24 protein-coding genes are annotated in these 19337 nt (G+C 48.9%); 7 read left to right on the plus strand and 17 right to left on the minus strand.

Annotated elements, in window-relative coordinates:
• Window positions 1–20: 20 nt before the first annotated feature.
• Window positions 21–941: a branched-chain amino acid transaminase gene (locus tag ACE6F3_RS02570; protein ID WP_278532648.1), complete on the minus strand. Its 921-nt coding sequence runs from the start codon at window positions 939–941 to the stop codon at window positions 21–23.
• Between the two features lie 125 nt (window positions 942–1066).
• Here ACE6F3_RS02570 and ACE6F3_RS02575 point away from each other — a divergent pair, with 125 nt between their 5' ends.
• Window positions 1067–1921: a DUF3800 domain-containing protein gene (locus tag ACE6F3_RS02575; RefSeq protein WP_324664954.1), complete on the plus strand. Its 855-nt coding sequence runs from the start codon at window positions 1067–1069 to the stop codon at window positions 1919–1921.
• Window positions 1922–1928: 7 nt separating this feature from the next.
• Here ACE6F3_RS02575 and dinB read toward each other — a convergent pair whose 3' ends face one another.
• The 3 genes from dinB to pyrF all read right to left on the minus strand — a co-directional run bounded on the left by dinB (window position 1929) and on the right by pyrF (window position 4173).
• Entirely contained in the window at window positions 1929–3101 is a 1173-nt protein-coding gene (gene dinB, locus ACE6F3_RS02580) for a DNA polymerase IV (protein ID WP_324664956.1), read from the minus strand.
• Complete coding sequence (locus tag ACE6F3_RS02585; RefSeq protein ID WP_010935822.1) at window positions 3101–3289, minus strand: DUF951 domain-containing protein; 189 nt, start codon at window positions 3287–3289, stop codon at window positions 3101–3103. The genes dinB and ACE6F3_RS02585 overlap by 1 nt, the downstream gene beginning before the upstream one ends.
• A gap of 71 nt (window positions 3290–3360) precedes the next feature.
• Window positions 3361–4173 (minus strand): orotidine-5'-phosphate decarboxylase, encoded by an 813-nt coding sequence (pyrF, locus tag ACE6F3_RS02590; RefSeq protein ID WP_041340758.1) that lies wholly within the window; start codon window positions 4171–4173, stop codon window positions 3361–3363.
• Between the two features lie 147 nt (window positions 4174–4320).
• Between pyrF and ACE6F3_RS02595 the strand changes: the two genes are divergently transcribed.
• From ACE6F3_RS02595 to ACE6F3_RS02605, 3 genes are read left to right on the plus strand one after another with little or no spacing between them, the layout of a single operon-like run.
• Window positions 4321–5016: a GIN domain-containing protein gene (locus ACE6F3_RS02595; protein WP_096476535.1), complete on the plus strand. Its 696-nt coding sequence runs from the start codon at window positions 4321–4323 to the stop codon at window positions 5014–5016.
• Window positions 5017–5054: 38 nt separating this feature from the next.
• Window positions 5055–5849 (plus strand): GIN domain-containing protein, encoded by a 795-nt coding sequence (locus ACE6F3_RS02600; RefSeq protein WP_103908336.1) that lies wholly within the window; start codon window positions 5055–5057, stop codon window positions 5847–5849.
• A 45-nt stretch (window positions 5850–5894) separates the two neighbouring features.
• Window positions 5895–7214, plus strand: coding sequence for a folylpolyglutamate synthase/dihydrofolate synthase family protein (locus ACE6F3_RS02605; protein ID WP_103908335.1), 1320 nt, complete (start codon window positions 5895–5897; stop codon window positions 7212–7214).
• Here ACE6F3_RS02605 and ACE6F3_RS02610 read toward each other — a convergent pair.
• Window positions 7194–7409 (minus strand): hypothetical protein, encoded by a 216-nt coding sequence (locus ACE6F3_RS02610; RefSeq protein ID WP_077974878.1) that lies wholly within the window; start codon window positions 7407–7409, stop codon window positions 7194–7196. The two genes, ACE6F3_RS02605 and ACE6F3_RS02610, sit on opposite strands and share 21 nt — an antisense overlap.
• 13 nt (window positions 7410–7422) lie before the next feature.
• Complete coding sequence (locus ACE6F3_RS02615) at window positions 7423–7686, minus strand: hypothetical protein (protein WP_010935828.1); 264 nt, start codon at window positions 7684–7686, stop codon at window positions 7423–7425.
• Between the two features lie 300 nt (window positions 7687–7986).
• Between ACE6F3_RS02615 and dtd the strand changes: the two genes are divergently transcribed.
• Window positions 7987–8448: a D-aminoacyl-tRNA deacylase gene (gene dtd, locus ACE6F3_RS02620; protein ID WP_324664966.1), complete on the plus strand. Its 462-nt coding sequence runs from the start codon at window positions 7987–7989 to the stop codon at window positions 8446–8448.
• 51 nt (window positions 8449–8499) lie between these two features.
• The gene (locus tag ACE6F3_RS02625; RefSeq protein WP_010935830.1) at window positions 8500–8928 is read left to right on the plus strand and encodes a Fur family transcriptional regulator; all 429 of its coding nucleotides are present in this window, start codon (window positions 8500–8502) and stop codon (window positions 8926–8928) included.
• Window positions 8929–8981: 53 nt separating this feature from the next.
• Here the strand turns inward: ACE6F3_RS02625 and ACE6F3_RS02630 are convergent, their stop codons facing one another.
• Window positions 8982–9848: a hypothetical protein gene (locus ACE6F3_RS02630; protein WP_324664969.1), complete on the minus strand. Its 867-nt coding sequence runs from the start codon at window positions 9846–9848 to the stop codon at window positions 8982–8984.
• On the opposite strand from ACE6F3_RS02630, the gene ACE6F3_RS02635 reads away from it, so the two are divergent.
• Window positions 9837–10223: a PH domain-containing protein gene (locus tag ACE6F3_RS02635; RefSeq protein ID WP_041340772.1), complete on the plus strand. Its 387-nt coding sequence runs from the start codon at window positions 9837–9839 to the stop codon at window positions 10221–10223. The genes ACE6F3_RS02630 and ACE6F3_RS02635 overlap by 12 nt on opposite strands.
• Before the next feature lie 80 nt (window positions 10224–10303).
• Here the strand turns inward: ACE6F3_RS02635 and ACE6F3_RS02640 are convergent, their stop codons facing one another.
• The 10 genes from ACE6F3_RS02640 to ACE6F3_RS02685 all read right to left on the minus strand — a co-directional run bounded on the left by ACE6F3_RS02640 (window position 10304) and on the right by ACE6F3_RS02685 (window position 19148).
• Window positions 10304–10444, minus strand: coding sequence for a hypothetical protein (locus tag ACE6F3_RS02640; RefSeq protein ID WP_010935833.1), 141 nt, complete (start codon window positions 10442–10444; stop codon window positions 10304–10306).
• A 56-nt stretch (window positions 10445–10500) separates the two neighbouring features.
• Window positions 10501–12888 carry a DNA internalization-related competence protein ComEC/Rec2 gene (locus ACE6F3_RS02645; RefSeq protein ID WP_392654885.1) on the minus strand — a complete coding sequence of 796 codons (2388 nt, stop codon included), beginning with the start codon at window positions 12886–12888 and terminating at the stop codon, window positions 10501–10503.
• Window positions 12885–13385 (minus strand): helix-hairpin-helix domain-containing protein, encoded by a 501-nt coding sequence (locus ACE6F3_RS02650; protein ID WP_058292910.1) that lies wholly within the window; start codon window positions 13383–13385, stop codon window positions 12885–12887. The genes ACE6F3_RS02645 and ACE6F3_RS02650 overlap by 4 nt, the downstream gene beginning before the upstream one ends.
• 170 nt (window positions 13386–13555) lie before the next feature.
• Window positions 13556–14221, minus strand: coding sequence for a TrkA family potassium uptake protein (locus ACE6F3_RS02655; RefSeq protein ID WP_010935836.1), 666 nt, complete (start codon window positions 14219–14221; stop codon window positions 13556–13558).
• 4 nt (window positions 14222–14225) lie between these two features.
• Complete coding sequence (locus ACE6F3_RS02660) at window positions 14226–14630, minus strand: TrkA family potassium uptake protein (protein WP_010935837.1); 405 nt, start codon at window positions 14628–14630, stop codon at window positions 14226–14228.
• Window positions 14631–14633: 3 nt separating this feature from the next.
• The gene (locus ACE6F3_RS02665; RefSeq protein ID WP_010935838.1) at window positions 14634–15062 is read right to left on the minus strand and encodes a universal stress protein; all 429 of its coding nucleotides are present in this window, start codon (window positions 15060–15062) and stop codon (window positions 14634–14636) included.
• Between the two features lie 75 nt (window positions 15063–15137).
• On the minus strand, window positions 15138–16583 hold the full coding sequence (locus ACE6F3_RS02670) for a TrkH family potassium uptake protein (protein ID WP_010935839.1): 1446 nt from the start codon (window positions 16581–16583) through the stop codon (window positions 15138–15140).
• 3 nt (window positions 16584–16586) lie between these two features.
• Window positions 16587–17951, minus strand: coding sequence for a Trk system potassium transporter TrkA (gene trkA, locus ACE6F3_RS02675; RefSeq protein WP_324664977.1), 1365 nt, complete (start codon window positions 17949–17951; stop codon window positions 16587–16589).
• A gap of 3 nt (window positions 17952–17954) precedes the next feature.
• Complete coding sequence (locus tag ACE6F3_RS02680; RefSeq protein ID WP_010935841.1) at window positions 17955–18107, minus strand: hypothetical protein; 153 nt, start codon at window positions 18105–18107, stop codon at window positions 17955–17957.
• Between the two features lie 132 nt (window positions 18108–18239).
• Window positions 18240–19148, minus strand: coding sequence for a cation diffusion facilitator family transporter (locus ACE6F3_RS02685; RefSeq protein WP_324664979.1), 909 nt, complete (start codon window positions 19146–19148; stop codon window positions 18240–18242).
• Window positions 19149–19337 lie beyond the last annotated feature (189 nt).

Here is a 19337-nt window from a genome sequence, read left to right on the forward strand (position 1 = left end):
AGTGCCCTCCTAATGGTTATTTACAGATTATAAACCGGGGTACACCAGCTTGAATATTTGGCTATATTGCCCTTTATAGCTTCGAAATACAAATCTTTCAGTTTGGCGGTTACCGGCCCGATTTCGCCGTTGCCCACTTTGCGGTGGTCAACCTCGGAAACAGGGGTCAGGTGGGCGGCTGTGCCGGTAAGGAAACATTCTTCCGCCATATAAAGTTCCACCCGGTCAATGCTTCTTTCAAGCACCTCCAGCCCCAGCTCTTTTTCGGCCAGCTCCATAACAGAGTTACGGGTAATGCCGTCCAGTATGCTGTCACAGATGGGCGGGGTGATAAGTTTGCCCTTGCGGACTATAAACAGATTTTCGCCGCTGCCTTCGGAGACATGCCCGTCAGGGGTCAGCATGATACCTTCGTCAAAGCCGTTTTCCACGGCTTCGGTCTTGGTAAAGGCATTATTCAGGTAAATGCCGGTTGATTTCAGCTGGGGAGGCATGACGTTATCGTCAGGGCGGCGCCAGGTGGAGACACAGCAGTGGCAGGTGTCTTTGTCTATATATCTGCCCCAGGGTATGGCCACAATCAGCAAATCACAATCCAGATTGTGCAGCCTGACCCCGAAGGTTTCGGAACTTTTATAAGCTAAAGGGCGGATATAAATATCTTCTTTGAAGCCGCACTTTTTTATAAGGTCTAGAGTTATCTTGCAAAGCTCGTCCACAGTGTAGGGCAGGTTCATCTTGAGCACTTTGGCACCGGTCAGCAACCGGGTATAGTGCTCCTTCAGGCGGAAAATGTACATCTGCTTCTTTTCATTATTCCAGTTGCCGCGGATACCTTCAAATACCCCGGTACCGTAGTGCAGGGCGTGGGTCATTACCCCTATCTTGGCATCCTCCAGCGGTATTATCTGTTTTTTAAAGTAAGCATATGACGTTCCCATATTGCGGACTCCTTTCTTTGAAAATAGATTATAGTCCGCCCGGTATTAAAGGACAAGCCGGGTTTGGCTATGGGATAAAGTGAAAAAGATGAAAGTGTTTGTTAGATTGCAAATCAGGACATATAATGGTTTCCATGGAAACTTGTTTGATATTTTCTGATGAAGCAGGCACTTGTGGTGGTAATGACAGCAATATTCATTGTAAAAAGACGCCTTTTTATGTGAGAGCTAATTTAATTGTTAATACCAATAATTGGAAAAATATTTATGCTGGATACGGACAATTATTTAGGGAAATGGGTTTTCCATCGAATAAAGAGGTTAAATGGTCAGAGGTAAGTGAATATATTACTCAAACAAAGAAGGAATCTTCGACTATTAATAAATCTCTAGAGTACTTAAAGAGTTATAGCTATGATAGTTTATTGGGTTTTACAATAAGTTGCTTAAATTTACTCAAAGACAATGATGTAAAAGTAATATTAACAATAAGTTCCAATGAGAATGTGAAATTTAGTACAGCAGACATGATAAACTATCATATTATAAATGCAATGGAACGGCTGGAAATGGTACTTACTAATAAGGATATTCTTGGGTTGTTGTTTTGTGATTCTCTTAATAAGAATGATGCTAATGGTATTAGCGAGGCTTATAAAAACCAATTTGAGAATCCCCAATTTATTAAAAAATATCGACATATATTTGACAGTATTATGTTTCTAGATTCGGACAAAAACTGTTGCATACGACTTGCAGATTATATTTGCGGAATAACTAATGGAATGCTTAAGGGATTTGAAACAAGTCAAAAGTTATTCTTAAAAAATATTTATCCTTTAGTTATTAAGAGCCCAGTTAATAACCCTTTTGGTTATGGTATAAAAATTATTCCTGATGACTCGAAAATGAAAATAAAACAAATTTTTGTTAAGTGCGGCGTTGTATCGGATAATATTTCAAACTCACAAATGCTTTAGGCATAACTTAAAACATATCTTTCAGCTTGTAAGTCCGCCCGGTTTGGACTGAACCAAAACCGTATTTCTGGCGGATTTTATCCAGAGAGGCGTCCAGTTTTTCCAGCCGGGCTCTGGCCGGGTCTATTTCCAGCTGTTTTTCCGGGCCGCAGAAATCACTTATGCCCACCCCCAGCAGCCTGACTGAGCGGCGGTCTGAATCCAGTATGCCGTTCATCAGTTTGAGGGCGGTTTGGAATATTTCCTGATTGCCGGAGCAGGGGTGATTAAGGTGCTTCTGGCGGGTCAGGGTGGTAAAGTCCGCAAAACGTATTTTTATCTGGACTACCCGGGCCTGTTTGTCACGTTTGCGCAGGGTGGCGGCAATCTTTTCAGACAGATAACCCAGCTTTGCTTCCAGAAAAGTATGGTTTCGGGTATCGGTCTCAAAGGTGGTTTCGCGGCTGATAGATTTGGCTTCGGCCGGCATTTCTACCGGGCGGTTATCTATTCCGGCAGCCGCATTCAGAAGGTACGGGGCGTATGTTCCCAGATGGATTTTCAGAAAGGTGGCGGGTATGCCAGCCAGCTTGCCCAGAGTATTTACGCCCAGTGATTTCAGGTGATATTCGGTCTTTTTGCCTATGCCCGGCATTATGGATATATCCAAAGGGGCTAAAAAGGCGGCTTCCTCACCAGCTGGCACTTCACACTGGCCATTGGGTTTGGCACGTTCGGTGGCTATCTTGGCTACTACTTTGGAATTGGCAATGCCGATACTGGCGTTTATGCCCAGTTCGGCGGTGATGCGGCGGCGGATTTTTAAGGCCATTTCGCCTATACTGCCGTGCAGGGATTCAAAACCGGTTACTTCCAGATAGGCTTCATCCAGCCCCATGGGTTCAAGAAAGGGTGAGAAGTCTGAGAGTATCTGCATAAATTTTTCGGAATATTCACGGTAAAGGCGGTGGTTGCCTTCAATAAATACAGCCTGAGGGCAGAGGTGTTTGGCGCTAAGAAGCGGCATACCGGAGTGAATACCAAATTTGCGGGCTTCGTATGAGGCGGCAGCCACCACGCCCCTCCGTTCCGGTTTGCCCCCTACGATAACCGGCTTACTTTTCAGTTCGGGGCGGCGTGATTGTTCTACTGAGACAAAAAAGGCGTCCAGGTCAACGTGCATTACCCGCCGGATAGCCATTATTCACCGCGCTTTATCAGGCATTTTACCTTTTTTTCAAACAGGGGGCGGGGCAGCAGCAGGTGGTGGCCGCAGCGAAGGCAGGTAATGCCGATATCCGACCCCGCAAAATCCACCTTCCAGTCTGCACCGCCGCAGGGGTGGGGTTTACGCAGTTTGTATACATCTCCGGGGAATATTTCCAGCATTTTACTTCCGTATGGCGGGTGAGTTTATTTTGGATGCAGACTTGTATAAAAGCAGCCGCCGTTTCCGTATATTAGAAACGTTTCCGATAATGGTTTATGGCATCACGCATCTGCTTGGCGGCTTCGGCTGCCCCCTGGGCAAATTCACTGCCGCTTCGGGCGTAAAGTATGCCGCGGGAAGCGCAGATAAGCGCCAGTTGGCCGCTTTGGTTAGTTCCGTTTTCTACGGTAGCTTTCAGGTCTCCGCCCTGAGCGCCTATACCCGGAATAAGAAACGGCATTTTGGGGTAGCTGAGGCGGAGTTTTTTTAGCTCCTCCTGCTGGGTTGCACCTACCACCAGCCCAATATTTTCATAGCGGTTCCACTGCAAGGCCTTGTCTGCCACTACTTCGTACAAAAAGCGTTTTTGCCCCAGATACTCGGTTTTGAGCATCTGGAAATCTGCTGAGCCCTGATTGGAAGTGCGGCAGAGGATAAATATGCCCTTGTCCTGATATTCAATAAAAGGCTCAAGTGAGTCATAACCCAGATAGGGGGAGGCAGTTACGCCGTCACAGCCCAGTTCGTCAAATACGGCTCTGGCATAGGCTTTTGAGGTGTTGCCTATATCTCCCCTTTTGGCATCGGCTATGCTCAGAAGTTCCGGCGGAATAAGCTTGCAGGTTTCGGACAGGATTTCCCAGCCCTGTTTGCCCAAAGCTTCATAAAAAGCCAGATTTATCTTGTAGCCGCAGACAAAAGGCGCGGTGGCGGCGATAATTTCACGGTTAAATTCCAGTGCCGTCATGCCCACCGGCATAAGTTTGGGGTCAGGGTCCAGCCCCACGCAAAGCAGGCTGTTATGACTGTTTCCGGCTTGTTTCAGCTTTTCCAAAAACTTCATATGTATAGTCCTCTGGAGAGGATATTAGCAACACTAATGCCTTACAGTCAAGAGAATAAAGTCAGGAAATAGGCTGTCTGCTATATTTAAAAGCCCTGTTTGGGGTGCTAACATAAAGCAGGAGAATAAACAGGGAGGAATTCGGCCATGAAAAAGGAATTTCCGAACAAAAATTTTCAGCGGATAGAGGCCGGGCATGGCTTTGAGCTGAAGCTGATACAGTCAGACAGCTTTGGGGTAACGGTAGATGCATCTGAAGACGGGTTTAAAAATATTGAAATGAAGCAGGAAGGAGATAAGTTGTGGCTTATGTACAGCCCCAGTATCTTCAGCCTGAAAAACCTGCTGCCCGGCTGGTATCTGCCTAAGGCTACCGTTAAAATGCCGCTCTTGACCGGACTGTATATAAACGGTGCGACCAGGGCTAATCTGGAGGGTTTTGATTCCGATGGTAAACTGGAAATATGTCTCAGCGGTGCCAGCCAGCTTGAGGGTGAAGTCAAAGCGGGCGAAGCCCGGATAAAGGCGGAGGCGGCTTCCGAAGTAAGGCTGAAGGGTGTTTTCAAGCAGTTGAAACTGGAGCTGGAAAGCGGCAGTAAAGTTCAGATGGAAGGCTGGACCGAGGAACTGGAAGCCGAGGCTGCTGGTGTCAGCCAGATTGTGCTGGACAAAATGGTTTGCAAGCAAGCCAGAGTAAGGCTGGAAAATGCCAGCCAGGCGGAAGTATGGGTTGAGGAAGTACTGAATGTGAGATTGAATGGTGCTTCCGAACTGAAATATGCCGGATGCCCCTGTTTCAGCGAAGTGGAAATAAAAGGTTCTTCCAGCCTGAGCAAAAGCTGAAAACATGGTATAATCAATCCCCTTCAAGGAGGCTTCAAGTGAAGAAAGCTGGTCTTTCGGGGTTATCTGTATGTATTGTCTTTATAATGGCCTTGCTTGGAGGCGGGTGCATTCCGGGTGTCGGCGGGTTTGTTACAGGCAGCGGGGAGGTAGAAAACCGCTCCTTTGACTACGCTGGTTTTAACCGGGTGGAGGTATCAAATGCTATTACGGCTGATATCTTGTATGCCGGTTCTTTTGAAGTATCCGTTTCCACACATGAAAATATTTTTGAATATCTGGAACTGGAAAAAAGCGGCCAGACCCTTAAAATCGGCTTAAAAGATAGTTATACCTTTATGAACGTAACAATAGAGGCTGTTATCCGTCTGCCGGAATTGGTGGGGCTGAGTGTTTCAGGGGCTTCCCGGGTAAATGCCAGCGGCTTTGATTCGGCAAATGACTTTACGGCTCTGGTGGATGGTGCCAGCCGCCTGACACTGCATAATATGCAGGTGGGGCAAAGCAGTTTTTATATAAGCGGTGCCAGTACGGCCAGCGGAGAGCTTATTTGCGGTAAGGCCGCTATGAAAGTGTCCGCTGCTTCCCGCCTGGAACTTTCGGGGCAGGGCGGTGACATAGAGGTACTGGCTGAGGGTGCCAGTACTGCCAGTCTGGAAAGCTTTTTGGTGGCAAGTGCCAGAGTGGAAGCCACCGGTGTAAGCAATATCCGGATATATACTGACGGAGAGCTGTATATTACAGCCAGCGGCGTTTCTTCGGTAAAATATTTTGGTAATCCGGTTATCAAAGACCTGAACGTATCAGACGTTTCCTCAGCGGGCAAGGGTTAGGGGGATTTTCTGGAAGAGAGTTACCGGGCGGCTTTAAACTACATAATGGGGCTGACAGATTATGAATCTGCCACCAGCCGGGCAGCGGCTAATTATGACCTAAGGCGGGTGGTAGAGCTTCTCTTGAGGCTTCATAGTCCCCATATAGGTATTCCGTCTGTTCATCTGGCCGGTACCAAGGGTAAAGGCAGCACGGCCGCTCTGATTGCTTCGGTTATGTCGGCGGCCGGTTACCGTACCGGTCTTTATACTTCACCCCATCTGCTGGATTTCCGCGAACGTATTCGTCTGGATGGCAAGATGATTTCCAAAGCCCATCTGGTGCGGATTATGGATTACATCAGCCCTATGGTGGAGGAAATGAATGCCCGGACCTGTTTGGGAAAAATAACTTCGTTTGAGGTTATGACGGTGCTGGCGTTTGAGTTTTTTCACCGCCAGCAGGCTTCTTTTCAGGTGATTGAAACCGGGCTGGGCGGCAGACTGGATGCCACCAATGTTATTACCCCCAACCTTTCGGTGCTTACCCCTATAAGTCTGGACCATACTGAGGTCTTGGGAGACAGCCTGGCCAAAATATCTGCCGAGAAAGCGGGTATTATTAAACATTTTGTGCCGGTGGTTTCTGCTGCCCAAAGACCGGAAGCTATGGCAGTTATCCGTGAGCGTTGCCTTAAAACCGGCTCAAAACTGATTGAGGTGACTGACGGCTACAAGGCCGAACTCTTAGGTTACACTGCCCAAGGTCAGTCACTCAAACTTAGCGGCCGTCAGGCTGAATACCGGCTGTGTCTGCCGCTTTTAGGGCATTACCAGCGTCAAAACGCCCTTACCGCCCTGGCATCTCTGGAGGCGCTGGTAGAAGAGGGCTTTAAAATAAGCCCTGAAGATATAGCTGAAGGCTTTGGGCAGGTCAGATGGCCGGGGCGGTTTGAGGTTATCAAGGGCAAGCCCCTGATGGTTATTGACGGCGCCCACAATCAGGAAGCCGCTGCCGAACTCCTGCTTTCGCTGCAAGAATATCCCCCGGCCGCCAAAATAGAAAAAGAAAAAAGGCTGCTGGTCTTCGGCACTTCACTGGATAAAGATGCCGGCGCTATGGCGGATGTGCTTTCCGGGTATTTCGGAACAGTGATACTGACCCATTCCCTCCACCCGCGGGCTATGAAACCGGATTTGCTCAGGAAAGCCTTTGACGGGCGTGGGCTTAAGGTACTTGAGGCAGACGGCGTGCCTAAAGCCTTGGAACTGGCAGGCAGGATGGCTCCGGCAGATGGTCTGGTATGTGTTGCCGGCTCTCTCTTTGTTGCCGCCGAGGCTTTAAAAGGGCAGAGCCAGCCCCGCTCAGGAACTGGCTCTAAGTAACTCTATCAGTTGGCTTTTCTTGTCCGGGTAGGGGATAACCTCTTCCTTCAGTTTTTTCCAGGTCTCCGGGCAGCTTTTGTATTCTATCCCCAGAAACTGGTGGATTATTCTATCCAGTTCCTTGCGTTTTTCCCCCTGCGGGTCTACCCCGGCTGCCTGAAAAATATCCCCTATATGCCTGAAATAGCAGGACATAGTTTGCTCCTTGTTAAGGCAGTTCGGCAAATACGTTGCTTAATGCCTCATCCGGCAGCATGTTATCCAGTATTTTTTCCATTGCCATAGTATGGCTGCACATACCCCAGGCGGCAAAGAAATTACAGGTGCAGTGCCATTGACCGTTAATATATTCGGTGGTGTGGATATCGTTTTCCCCCCGGAACTGGACGGATAGCTGATTAAACCTTATGCGGTCTTTCTCTTGGGCATAGCGTTTGGCTTTTTCTATTTTGCCTATCAGGCTAGACTGCATTTCGCCACCTCCTAAAATATTAAAGGCACTGGTCAAAGCTGACCGGTGCCTTATACCCGAAGTTTATTTAAATGATAAAAAATGAGAATTTTCAGCATCTGCTCCCACTCTCGCTTTTATTATTTACATTGTAATCCCTGCTTGTGCCGGAAGTCTAGAGGCAACAACACCAAATGCCGTCTTATAGCGAGTTTGTTTGTGCCTGATATCTCGCTGTAAGTGGTTATTTCTCCATTATACCTATTATTTCGTTTTGCCAGCTGGATAGTTTAAAATAAGGCGGCATGGAGGCAGGCAAATATGAAAGCGGTAATCCAGAGGGTTAGCCGGGCATCTGTAATGGTAGGCGGAGAGACCGTGGGCGAAATAGGGCCGGGTCTGGCGGTGCTGCTGGGCGTGGCCGAAGGGGATACGGAGGCAGATGCCGAATACCTGGTATCCAAGATAATAAACCTGCGGATATTTGCTGATGGCGAAGGCAAGTTTAATCTGTCTTTAAAAGACCTTTGCCGTGAGCTGCTGGTGGTCAGCCAGTTTACCCTTATTGCCGATACCCGGAATGGCCGCCGCCCCAGTTTTGTTGAGGCCGCCCAGCCAGAGGAAGCCGACCGTTTATATAACTTGTTTATCCGCCTTTGCCGTGAAGAAGGTGTGCAGGCGGCAACCGGAAAGTTCGGGGCTATGATGATGCTGGAAATCCATAATGACGGCCCGGTGACTATTATTCTGGACAGCCGTGACCGTTTGAACCCCCGCCAGTAGAGGCAGTTGCAAACAGTTGCAATAATAAGCTCTAACTGCTAGACTAGCTGTATGCATAAACAAAATTCTATAGCTGGTGAACTGGCAAATGACGGTTTTCGCCTGACCCCCCAGCGGGTGCTTATTCTGGAGGCTCTGGATATGGCTGAAGGGCATATGAGTGCCGAAGATATCTATGCTGAGGTGGGGCAGGAATACCCCAATATAAATATTTCCACTGTTTACCGTACCCTGGAGCTTTTAAAGGGGCAAGGCCTGGTGCTGGAAACAGACATGGGTGACGGGCGTTTACGCTACCATAGTGTCAATAAGGGTTCACGCCATTATCTGGTTTGCCGTAAATGCGGAAAGATAACCGACCTGAGCGAAGATATGGTTAGAGAGCAGGAGCAGAGTATCTTAAAAAAGTACGGCTTTGCGGCTGATTTTAAAAATCTGGTTATTTACGGACAGTGCCGGAAGTGCGGTGATTCGGCCTGAGAGCCGGGTTTTTGGTATCGGATATATTTACCGCCCCCTAAAGGGCGGTTTTTTTATTCGTGTATAACCGGGTTGGGGCTGGGCTGGAAGGGGTGGGTGCGCAGCACCAGTGAGTACAGATGGGGATACTGGGATTTTAAGTGGATAAGGTATTTTATCCACTGGTTAAGCAGCAGGGCATACATACGCTTTACATCATTGGCAATATGGGCTTTGTCAGTTTCCGGCAGATTTTCAAGGCTCTGGCGGGCATCCAGTTCCTCTCCCAGGTGGAAGCTTGCCCAGAGCAGGTCTGTAAAGTCATCTTTTTCCAGCAGGTTAGGGTTTTCAAGCAATGTCAGCATAAAAGAGCGTTTGGCGTCCAGCAGGTTTTTAAGGTGCTGAAGGTCCAGCTTGCCGGGGTTCGGCATATGGCTGAAATGGGCAGAGTAAGTAAGCGCTTTTTTAAATTCGGCATTTGACCAGTTTTTATCTACTGCCATCTGGGAAGAAATCTGTTCGGGGTTGTCAAAGCTGTCCAGCAGTTTTCCCAGCAGGGCATTGCCCAGTTCGCTGTAAAAAGCCCCCACCACCATGTTCATTTTTTGGGATAGGGCGTGCTTTTCCCGGCTGGTAAGTATCCGTTCAATCACCACTACCACCAGAAAGACTTCCAGAGGTATAAAAGCCAAATCCCCCAGCATATAAATAAATATGTGGTGGCTGTCCTGAAAAATATAATAATGAAGCAGATACAGCAGGGTTGAGGCTGTAAGGCTTATTATGGCTACGGTAACAATAAAACGGCCCAGTTTGCGGTTTTCCATAAGGTTATTTAACTTTATAGCCGCCTGCTTGTCAATATATACAGGATTGACCGCCCTTATCCCCTCAATTACAATGTTGCCAGACTGAAAAAGGAGGCTGATATGGCAAAGCATGCACCTGATATGGTGGTGGACAAAAAAGACCAACTGGAGCAGATTGAGGGTATCTGCCTGCCGGATGAGCTTATCCATGCCGTTTTTGACCTGAAAGGTCAGGGTACCGGATTTATCGGCCTGACTAACAAGCGGATAATCTTCTATGACAGGGAGTTTGCCAAAAAGGCCAAGGCTATTGTCAGCCTGCCTTACAGCCGGGTGGTAACGGTGGGCAGTGAAGACAAGGGCGGGTTTATATTCCGCAAGGGTTTTATGGTGAGTGACAAGCTCTACGTGGGTGTATCCGGGCAGGAGGTCAAAGAGTTTGAATTTCGGGGCGGGGACAAGGCCCATCAGGCTCACGATATTATCATGACCTATGTGCTTGATTAAAAAAATAGGCAGGGCGAACGTTCACCCTGCCATATAATAAACTTGCCCGCATGCAGGACAAGCAGACCAGGCTAAAGCGGTTATCTTAAGCCGTAATAGTCGGCCTGCAGGCTTGCACGGCTTCTGTTCCAGAGGTAGGCATATTTGGCCTTTGGGGGCATAAAAAGCCACTTGAACTGGAAAATAGTGCGTTCAATTTGCTCAGCAATTCTGTTAGCCATTTCAGTTCTCCTTTCCGGTGTTCGTTACTTAATATAACGCAACGGGCGGGGAAAGGTTACGGCTGAAAAATATAAAGGCTTTGGCCGTCAGTGGCAAAATCCAGACTGCCCCATATATCAGTGCGGTAGATATGGTTTTCGGCCATAACCAGGCTAAGGCGGGACAGGGTTTCGGGGTGGGGGTGTCCGTAGCGGTTGTCCGCACCGGCTGAAATCAGCCCGAAAACGGGTAATGTTACATTTAAAAACTCTGTGCCGGAAGAATATCTTGAGCCGTGGTGGGCTACTTTTAACACGGTGGTATTCTCAAGCAGGCGGCGGGTGATAAGCTGGTATTCTGTGGCAGTTTCAATATCGGCACAAAAAAGGTAGTTTATCTGCCCGCAGCTTAGGGTCAGCACGGTGCTTTGGTTGTTGTCCTTATCTGCTTCCTTGCTTGCTAAACCCTCAAACGGGCTTATTACCTCCAGAACCGCCCCGTTTGCCAGAGTTATCTGCATACCTGTTTGGGCAGTTCTTGCCGGAATAGCCTTTTCTTGTATTAAATCCTGATAGTTCTGGTAAAGGGCGTCCTGACTCTGGGTTTGGGGCAGAAGCACTTCAGTTACGCTATACCGTTCCAGCACTTCCAAAAGCCCGCTTAGGTGGTCTGAATCCGGGTGGGTCAGGATAACCATTTCTATATTGCGGTCAAAAAAGGGCAGGTGTTTGTCCAGTTCATTGCAGAGGGCTTGGGGGCTGGGGCCGCCGTCTATGAGTATATCCTGATTCTGGTACTGGATAAGTATGGCATCACCCTGCCCCACATTCAGAAAGTAAACGTGCATTTTCTGGTCAGCTGATGGGTTCAGGCTGAAAGAAAATACCAGCACCGGTACGGCTATGCCTGCCAGCACCCAGCGCAGTTTAATTGCCGAAGAGGGGTTGGCATGGCTTCGGGCGGGGATTTTCAAAAAGTGTTTGTAGGCCTGGTAAAGTACCCCCAGTAGGAAATAGTAAATACCCATAAGTATTGCACCTGGGCGGATACCGGCTAAGAGCACGCCCGGAAGTGAGGCGGTTAGGGATACTACTGTAAGCATATAGCGGCAGGGCAGCCAGGTCAGGTAGCCCATAAACACCGCCCCGGCCGGAAAGACCAGCCCCAGCAGGGCAGTTAAAAAAGACAGCACTATAATAAACGGCATGGCCGGCATGGCCAGCAAGGTAGCCACCGGCCCAATAAGGGATATATTTTCAAAATAATAAAGCAGCACCGGCCAGATACCGGCAATAGCGGCCAGGGAAACCCCCAGCCCGTCCAGCAGCATACCCAGAGCTGTCCTGAGTATGCCTTCGGAAAGGCCGAAACGCTCCAGCAGCCTGAGGTTGAGTTCCTTCAGCATGGGGTAAACCAGTATCAGCCCCAGCATGGACATGAAACTGAGCTGGAACGAAACAGACCACAAAATAGATGGGGTAAAGGCCACCATAACCGCTGCCGCCAGGCATAAGGCGGGCATGGCATTTTTCTGCCGCCCCAGCAGCTCGGCGGAAAGAAATATACTGGCCATAATCACCGCCCTGACTACCGGCGGGTCAAAACCGCTGAGCAGGGAGTACCCCCAGATAAGTATCAGGGTCAGGTATATATAAATATAGCCCCTCTTGCCCAGTACCCAGCCCAGGGCCGTAAGGAGTATGCCGGAGAGTATGCTTAAGTTAGCCCCGGATATAGCCAGCAGGTGGGTAGTGCCGGATATACTGAACTCTGCCTGGATATCTTGGGGTATGCCGCTTCTTTCGCCCAGCAGTATTCCCTTGGCAAGTGAGGATTCAGGTTCGGGTATGGCCCTGCTAAGGCTGTCAGAGAGGCTCTGGCGGAAGCTGAATATAGCTGCCATTAGCGGGTTTCCGTTACCCTCTGACAGGAGGGTTATTTCAGGGTAGACCATGACCGAGTATATCTGCTGGTTTGCCAGATAGGCTTTGTAATCAAACCCTTCAAAGTTTTCCGGGGTTTTTAAATATCCGTTTATCTGAATTTCTTCGCCGTAGTTGTATTCGGGGTAGCTTGGCAGGGTCAGAAGGATATTTCCGGATACACCCTGCCAGCCGTCCGGGGTTGCAATGCTGTTTACGTTCAGTACTATCAGGCTGGTTTGGTCACGGTTGTCAGGGTTTTGGGTTATTATGCCCTTAAGCTCCAGTTTGCCGCTGTCATTATAGTAACTCAGCTGGGAAGGGTCTGAATTGGTATTAAGCTGGCTGCCCGCAAGTAAAATCCCGCCGGAGATTGCCAGAACACCCAGACTAAGTCCCAGCAGCAGGCGGTATCTTTTTCTGAAAATGAACCAAAACCCGCCCAGCACTGCTGCCAGCACAATAAACGGCAAGACAGGCAAACTAAAGCGGCTTAAAGCCACCCCGCCAATCAGCCCCAGACTGATAAGGCTGATAATCACGGCATATCTGCCGTTTCAGAAACACATATCAGGTCTTCTATCTGGTCATAAAGGCTCTGGCTGAAGCCGGGAATCAGCATCAGCTCCAGAGTATTTTTAAAGCCCCCGTTCTGGTTGCGGTAGGTGACAATATCGTTTGCCCGCGCTTCGCCTATGCCTGGCAGGGCAACCAGCAGCCAGATTTCCGCCCGGTTCAGGTCTATTTTCTGGGCTGAAGACCCTGGTACAGGCGGATTGAAACTGAGGTAGATAGTTGTAAGCTCTGAGTTATCCATTAGTCCGCCTGCGGCTTCAAGCAGGCTCTGAAGGGTATCCCGGGTGTTTCCGGGGTAAATACCCGGGAGCTTTATATTGCCTGAAATATTTATCTCAAGCTGGTTCGGGCTAATCTGGGAGGGGGTATATACCTCAAGCGGTTCAGTTTCCGAACATCCCTGAGCGCTTAGCACTGCCAAGGCAAGCCCCAGCAGCAGGGCAAATCTTTTAGTAACCTTCATATGTCCTCCCGAAGCCGTAAAGGTATATAAATGTTTCTAGGCTATACTAAAAGGATTTACCCGTCAATATATCCGGGCAGAAGGCTAGAAGACCGGCGGATAAGCTTCGGTCAGGGGTAAGTATGCAAAGGCATCAATACATATGTGAATAGGGGTTTGGCAAAGGGGGCTTAAGCGGCGGCGGTCAGAATATCCCGTATCTCGGTTTCTTTGGAAGCGTCAGCCACTATCATAAACTGGTCACCTGCCTGGACGGTGGTTTCGGGGCGGGGCAGGACGGGTTTGCTGTCTTTGCGGATTATCAGGGAGATAATAGTCTGGGAAGGCAGCACCAGTTCATGTATCTGTTTACCCACTGTCAGGGCATTATCAGGTATGCGTATATCTATAATCTCCAGGTCTTTGCCGTGCAGGGTTAAAAGGTGGGTCATGGCGTGACTGGGTACTTCGTGTTCAATATGTTCCAGTATAATATTGGTGGAGTTTACGGTGGAATCCACCCCCAGTTTTTTAAATACAGATTCATTCTTGGGGTTTCTGACCCGGGCTATAGTGCGGGGTACGTTAAATTTGTACTTGGCAACCTGACAGGCTACCAGATTGTCTTCGTCATCTCCGGTTACGGCAATAAGCAAGTCAGCTCTGGAAGTGCCGGCTTCAGTCAGAACGGCGGTTTCGCAGCCGTCACCGTGCAAACAGACACTGCCCATTTCTTTATTTATGCCGTCACACAGGGCGGAATTTTTTTCAATCAGAAGCACCTCATGCCCGTCATTCAGAAGGGCTTTTAAGAGATAATAACCCAGACGTCCGCCGCCGATTACTACAACATACATAGGTTTATTCCTTGCCTTCTATCTTGTCTTTGAGCATTTGGGCAAAGATAGTAGTGGGACTTATGGCATCCAGCCCAAGCAGGGTATAAAGGTCACGGCGGAGGGGGTCATATATGCGGCAGACCACTTTGGGTACGTTGAAAATCTTTTTGGCTATCTGGGCGGCCATAATATTGCGGTTGTCACCCTGGGTAACGGCTACGAAGGCATCCGCGGTTTCAATCCCGGCTTTTTTTAGTGAATCTTCATCCATTCCGTTGCATAAAAGGGCGGTGCCTTTGAAGTCTGCCGGCAGGCGGCGGAAACTATATGCATCTACATCCAGAGAAATAACTTCATTGCCTTCTTTATCCAGCATGGTGGCCAGCTGGGCGCCAACCCGCCCGCAACCCATAATGACTACTTTCATCTTTTACACCTTGCGCTGATGATAAACTATTACCCGGCAGGGAGCATTCTGAAGTATGTAGGGCAGAACGCCGCCCATGCAAAACTCCCCGAAGCGGGTTTTATAGCTAAGACCTATCAGTATAAGGTCTATTTCTTTCTCTATAGCCTCGTCAATAATAGCGTTGGCTACTTCGCGTGCCTGAAGGAGGTCTGTTTCCAGCTTTACGCCCTGCTTTTCAGCTATTTCTTCGGCTTTGGCCAGAATACCCTCAGCTTTGGTTATGGCAGATGAAAGTTCGGCATCAAGAGGCAAAGCCCGTTCAACCGGAATGATATGAACAGCAAATACCCTGGTTTTGCCGGAAACTTTAGATATAGTGCAGGCTAAACTTATAGCCTCTTCATCTGTTTCCGTACCGTCTACGGGTACCAGTATACGTTCAAATTCCATAGTCTATCGGATAGCCCCTTATTTCCACAAAGTCCATTATAAACTGCGGTTTAATACTTTACAACTAAGCGGCTCTTAACGCCAGCGCCAGAAGGCCGGTATGAACAAAACCAGCAGGGTGAATAGCTCTATTCTGCCTACCAACATGGCTGTAAGGAGTACCAGTTTGCCGATACCGGGTATGTCCGCATAACTGGCCATGGGGCCGACAGTACCCAGCGCCGGGCCTACGTTTCCCAAACAGGAGGTAATGCTGGATAGGGCGGTAACAAAGTCCAGCCCTATGGCACTCATTACTAAAAAGCCTGCCCACAGGGTGGCAAAGTAGAGTATAGTCAGGCCTACCGAACGGGAGATAAGCTTGTCTGAAATAACGTAGCCGCCTATTTTGATGGGTATAACCGCGTTGGGGTTGAAAGTAAGCTGGATACGGCGGTAAGTATATTTAAATAAAACCAGCAGGCGGATTACCTTTAGGCCGCCCCCGGTAGAACCGGCAGATGCGCCTACTACCATAAGCACCAGTAAAATAGCCTGTGAAAAGTGGGGCCACTGGGCGAAATCAGCGGTGGCAAAACCGGTGGTAGTCATAACCGAAGCTGTCTGGAAGCTGGCCTGGCGCAGACCTTCAAAGATACCCATTCCGGCATTGGCTACCAAGTCCCAGTTTATCAGCAGGATACAGCCTATCAGGATACCTATGTATAACTTGAACTCCGCATTGCCGAAAAATTTGGCCGGGCGGCCTTTCCAGAGCAGATAATAATATAGCCCGAAGTTTACCCCGCTGGCTACCATGAAGAAAATAAGAATAAGCTCAACCGCCAGATTGTTATACACCCCGATACTGCTTACCGGGGCAAAGCCTCCGGTGGGGGTAGTGGTCAGGATAATATTAAAGGCATCAAACCCGGGCAGACCGGCCAGCATAAGGGCTATAAAACCGGCTACTGTAAAGCCCAGATAAAGAAGCCACAATGTTCTTGCGGTATCCCGGATACGCGAGGTCAGCCGTTCCTGCTGACCGGGGGTTTCGGCTTCCATGAGCTGGGAAGCGCCTATGCCCAGCATGGGCAGAATGGTCACAAACAGCATGATAATGCCCAAGCCGCCTATCCACTGGGTAAGGGAACGCCAGACAAGTATGCCGTGAGGCAGGTTTTCTACGCTGCTGAATACACTGGCACCGGTGGTAGTCAGGCCGCTCATAGCCTCAAAGATACAGTCTATAACACTGGGAAGCACCCCTGAAATGATAAAGGGAAGCGAACCGAAAAGGGCGGCCATAATCCAGCTGCCGGCCACAATAGCCAGGGATTCGCGCAGGCTGATACGCCTTTCGGTAATGGGGGTGAAACGCCACAGCAGAAAGCCTGCGCTTAAGGTGATGACAATGGAAACGCCGAAAGCTAATTGGTCCGGCTCTGCGTTTATCAGGCTGAAAACAAAGGGGATAAACATGAAGCCGCCCAAGATGGCAATAACCAGCCCCAGGTAATGGAGAACGTTATTTATTTTCATGTCTTATTTAAACAGCTTCTCCACGTCATGCAGAACGTTTAGCTGGGAGACTACAATAACATGGTCTCCGCCATGGATAACGGCTTCGTCAGGGGGAATAATAACCTGGTTATTCTGGACAACCGCCCCGATAACGGCTTCTTTGGGAATATCCAGCTGGTTTACCTTCTGGTTTATAATGCTGGCCTGCGGGCTTACTACAAATTCCACTGCCTCCAGCTGGCCGCTTTCCAGCAGTGCGGCCGCAATAGCTCCGCCGGAAAGCACAAAGTGAGCTATCTTGCGGGCGGTAATAATGGCCGGAGAACCGGCCACATCTATATCCACCGCTTCAGCCAGGGGTATATAAGAAGGCTTGTTGATAACACTAAGGCTGCGGTCTACCCCCAGATTTTTGGCTACCAGGCAGCTTAGAATATTGAACTCGTCATTTTCGGTAGTGGCTACAAAAGCATCAGCCGAAGGCACGCCCTGTTCGGTCAGGAAATCCCGGTCAGTGGGGTCTCCCCTCAGGACCACCGCTTTTTCCAGCCGGATAGCGGCTTTCTGGCTTTTTTCCTCGTCAGGTTCTATCAGTTTTACATCAACGTCATGGTCTGCCAGCCCTTCGGCTACCAGTAAACCTATCTGGCTGCCGCCCAAGATGAAAACGCTGTGGGCCGGGCGCTGAATGGCGCTGAACATCCGCCCCAGGTGGTCCATATTGTCACGTTCGGCCACCAGGTAAAGGACATCTTCTTCTTCCAAAACCAGCTCAGGCTGGGGTATCAGCAGTTCTTCTTTCCGGGCGATGGAAGCTACCACGCAGGGCTTGGTAAAATTAAGCTCGCTCAGGGTCTTGCCGGCCATGGGTGAGCCTTCAATAGTAAAGTTGCGTATCTGAACCAGACCGTTAGCCAGCTGTTCCACCGGGGTAGAGTAAAAACTGGACAAAATACCCAGTATTTCGCGGGCCATTTCAACTTCGGGGTTTATAAAGACGTCTATACCCAGTGACTTGGGGCGGATAATCCGTCTGGCAGACAGGGTGGATTTGGCCGGGGGTATAAAATAGCCGGTGTATTCGGAGTTGCGGATACGGGCGGCGGTAGTGGAAGCCCCCATTTCTTTGGCTATGAAGCAGATTACCATGTTGGTTTCGTCCCGGTCTGTTACCGCTAAAACCAGGTCTGCCCGTTGAACTTCGGCATCACGCAGTATCCGGGGAATGGCGGCATTGCCGAAGATAGTTCTGATGTCCAGCTGCCGGTTAAGGTATTCAACAGCTGTTTCAGACTGTTCAATAACTACCACTTCGTGGTCTTCTACGACCAGCATGGAGGCTATATTAAAACCTACCGTGCCGCCGCCGGCAATCACAATAAACATTTTCTAGTCTCGCTGTTTGCTTATAGAGCTTCTGAACTGCTTCAACTGGCTCATAAGCGAACTAATCCGGCTTTTCTGTTTTCTCTCTATCCGGAATACCTGGTGATGGCAGTGTTCACGGTGAGAGATGGGTTTAAGTATTTCTTCTTTTGGCATTTTCTCAAAAATATATTTCTATAATGGCACTCAGGCTGCCTGATGGTCAAGTGCATTTTTTCAGGCTTAGGCATTTTAGGCAGTTGGCGGGCTGCTGTCAAATAACAGGTTTTTTCAGCTTTGGAAAATATTTTAATGGTGTTTATGTAAGTGAGGTTTCTGTTCTATTTCCAGCTGGCAGAGGATATCGTTTGTCCGGCAAACCCGGCACTCCATCTGGAGGGTGACATGGCTTAGGGCAAAGCTTTCTTTCAAAATGGTTTCTATATGATGGCGGATATCATCTGCCTGGCTTACAGGGCAGTCGTCTATCAGCACATGGGCGGAAAGGGCGTGGATTTCGGGGCTGATACTCCAGATGTGGATATGATGAAAGTCTTTTACCCCAGGTATGGTTTTTACTGAATCAGCCAGCTGGTTTAGGTTTATATCTTTGGGGCTGGCTTCCAGTATCACCCTCAGACCCTGGCGGAAAATATTTACACCTCCCAGGCTGATAATCAGGCCGATAATTATACTGACAACTATGTCCGCCAGATAATTGCCGCTGATTATTATTACCACCGCACTTATAATAACCCCCACCGAAGCCAGAGCGTCACCGGCGGCGTGCCAGAATGCGCTTTTGATATTCAGGTTTTCTTTTTGCTCATGGTGCAGTATCAAAGCAACCGTGAGATTAGTTGCCAGACCCAGCAGGGCAACCGGCAAAACCAGCCCGGCATTTATTTCCGGAGGGTTCTGAAAACGCTGGAAAGATTCGTAAAAAATAAAAACGGCAATGCCGATAAGGCTTATGGAGTTTAAAATAGCCACCAGAACACCTATCCGGTGATATCCGAAGGTCATTTTAAAGTTGGAAGGGCGTTTGGCCTGCATTAAGGCAAAATAGCTTAGGGAAAGGGCTAAAACATCTGTCAGGACATGCCCGGCGTCGCTTAGCAGGGCCAGACTGTTAGATACCAGAGCGCCGATAAATTCGGCCAGGAGGATAATTCCGGAAAACAGGATTCCCAGCTTCAGTTTTTTGCTGACCGACATCTGCTTATCAGAAGTAGTTTTTTTACTTGAGATGGGGGACATAAATTAATGATAGCACAATTATTATAAGTTTATTACGTTAGCTTTGGCTTTGAGCTTTTTCTTGATTTTGACCCCCCGAGACCCTATCATATATACCGTAATAAAAGAGAAAAAATAAATGAGATGCCGTGTTGGCATAGGAGGACA

The sequence above is a fragment of the Dehalococcoides sp. THU4 genome (assembly GCF_043231265.1).
Lineage (GTDB): Bacteria > Chloroflexota > Dehalococcoidia > Dehalococcoidales > Dehalococcoidaceae > Dehalococcoides > Dehalococcoides mccartyi.

Coding starts and splice junctions, on each gene's coding strand:
- ACE6F3_RS02570 (WP_278532648.1), bottom strand. CDS start 941: ATGGGAACGTCATATGCTTACTTTAAAAAACAGATAATACCGCTGGAG.
- ACE6F3_RS02575 (WP_324664954.1), top strand. CDS start 1,067: ATGGTTTCCATGGAAACTTGTTTGATATTTTCTGATGAAGCAGGCACT.
- dinB (WP_324664956.1), bottom strand. CDS start 3,101: ATGGCTATCCGGCGGGTAATGCACGTTGACCTGGACGCCTTTTTTGTC.
- ACE6F3_RS02585 (WP_010935822.1), bottom strand. CDS start 3,289: ATGCTGGAAATATTCCCCGGAGATGTATACAAACTGCGTAAACCCCAC.
- pyrF (WP_041340758.1), bottom strand. CDS start 4,173: ATGAAGTTTTTGGAAAAGCTGAAACAAGCCGGAAACAGTCATAACAGC.
- ACE6F3_RS02595 (WP_096476535.1), top strand. CDS start 4,321: ATGAAAAAGGAATTTCCGAACAAAAATTTTCAGCGGATAGAGGCCGGG.
- ACE6F3_RS02605 (WP_103908335.1), top strand. CDS start 5,895: ATGGGGCTGACAGATTATGAATCTGCCACCAGCCGGGCAGCGGCTAAT.
- ACE6F3_RS02610 (WP_077974878.1), bottom strand. CDS start 7,409: ATGTCCTGCTATTTCAGGCATATAGGGGATATTTTTCAGGCAGCCGGG.
- ACE6F3_RS02615 (WP_010935828.1), bottom strand. CDS start 7,686: ATGCAGTCTAGCCTGATAGGCAAAATAGAAAAAGCCAAACGCTATGCC.
- dtd (WP_324664966.1), top strand. CDS start 7,987: ATGAAAGCGGTAATCCAGAGGGTTAGCCGGGCATCTGTAATGGTAGGC.
- ACE6F3_RS02625 (WP_010935830.1), top strand. CDS start 8,500: ATGCATAAACAAAATTCTATAGCTGGTGAACTGGCAAATGACGGTTTT.
- ACE6F3_RS02635 (WP_041340772.1), top strand. CDS start 9,837: ATGGCAAAGCATGCACCTGATATGGTGGTGGACAAAAAAGACCAACTG.
- ACE6F3_RS02630 (WP_324664969.1), bottom strand. CDS start 9,848: ATGCTTTGCCATATCAGCCTCCTTTTTCAGTCTGGCAACATTGTAATT.
- ACE6F3_RS02640 (WP_010935833.1), bottom strand. CDS start 10,444: ATGGCTAACAGAATTGCTGAGCAAATTGAACGCACTATTTTCCAGTTC.
- ACE6F3_RS02650 (WP_058292910.1), bottom strand. CDS start 13,385: ATGAAGGTTACTAAAAGATTTGCCCTGCTGCTGGGGCTTGCCTTGGCA.
- ACE6F3_RS02655 (WP_010935836.1), bottom strand. CDS start 14,221: ATGTATGTTGTAGTAATCGGCGGCGGACGTCTGGGTTATTATCTCTTA.
- ACE6F3_RS02660 (WP_010935837.1), bottom strand. CDS start 14,630: ATGAAAGTAGTCATTATGGGTTGCGGGCGGGTTGGCGCCCAGCTGGCC.
- ACE6F3_RS02665 (WP_010935838.1), bottom strand. CDS start 15,062: ATGGAATTTGAACGTATACTGGTACCCGTAGACGGTACGGAAACAGAT.
- ACE6F3_RS02670 (WP_010935839.1), bottom strand. CDS start 16,583: ATGAAAATAAATAACGTTCTCCATTACCTGGGGCTGGTTATTGCCATC.
- trkA (WP_324664977.1), bottom strand. CDS start 17,951: ATGTTTATTGTGATTGCCGGCGGCGGCACGGTAGGTTTTAATATAGCC.
- ACE6F3_RS02680 (WP_010935841.1), bottom strand. CDS start 18,107: ATGCCAAAAGAAGAAATACTTAAACCCATCTCTCACCGTGAACACTGC.
- ACE6F3_RS02685 (WP_324664979.1), bottom strand. CDS start 19,148: ATGTCGGTCAGCAAAAAACTGAAGCTGGGAATCCTGTTTTCCGGAATT.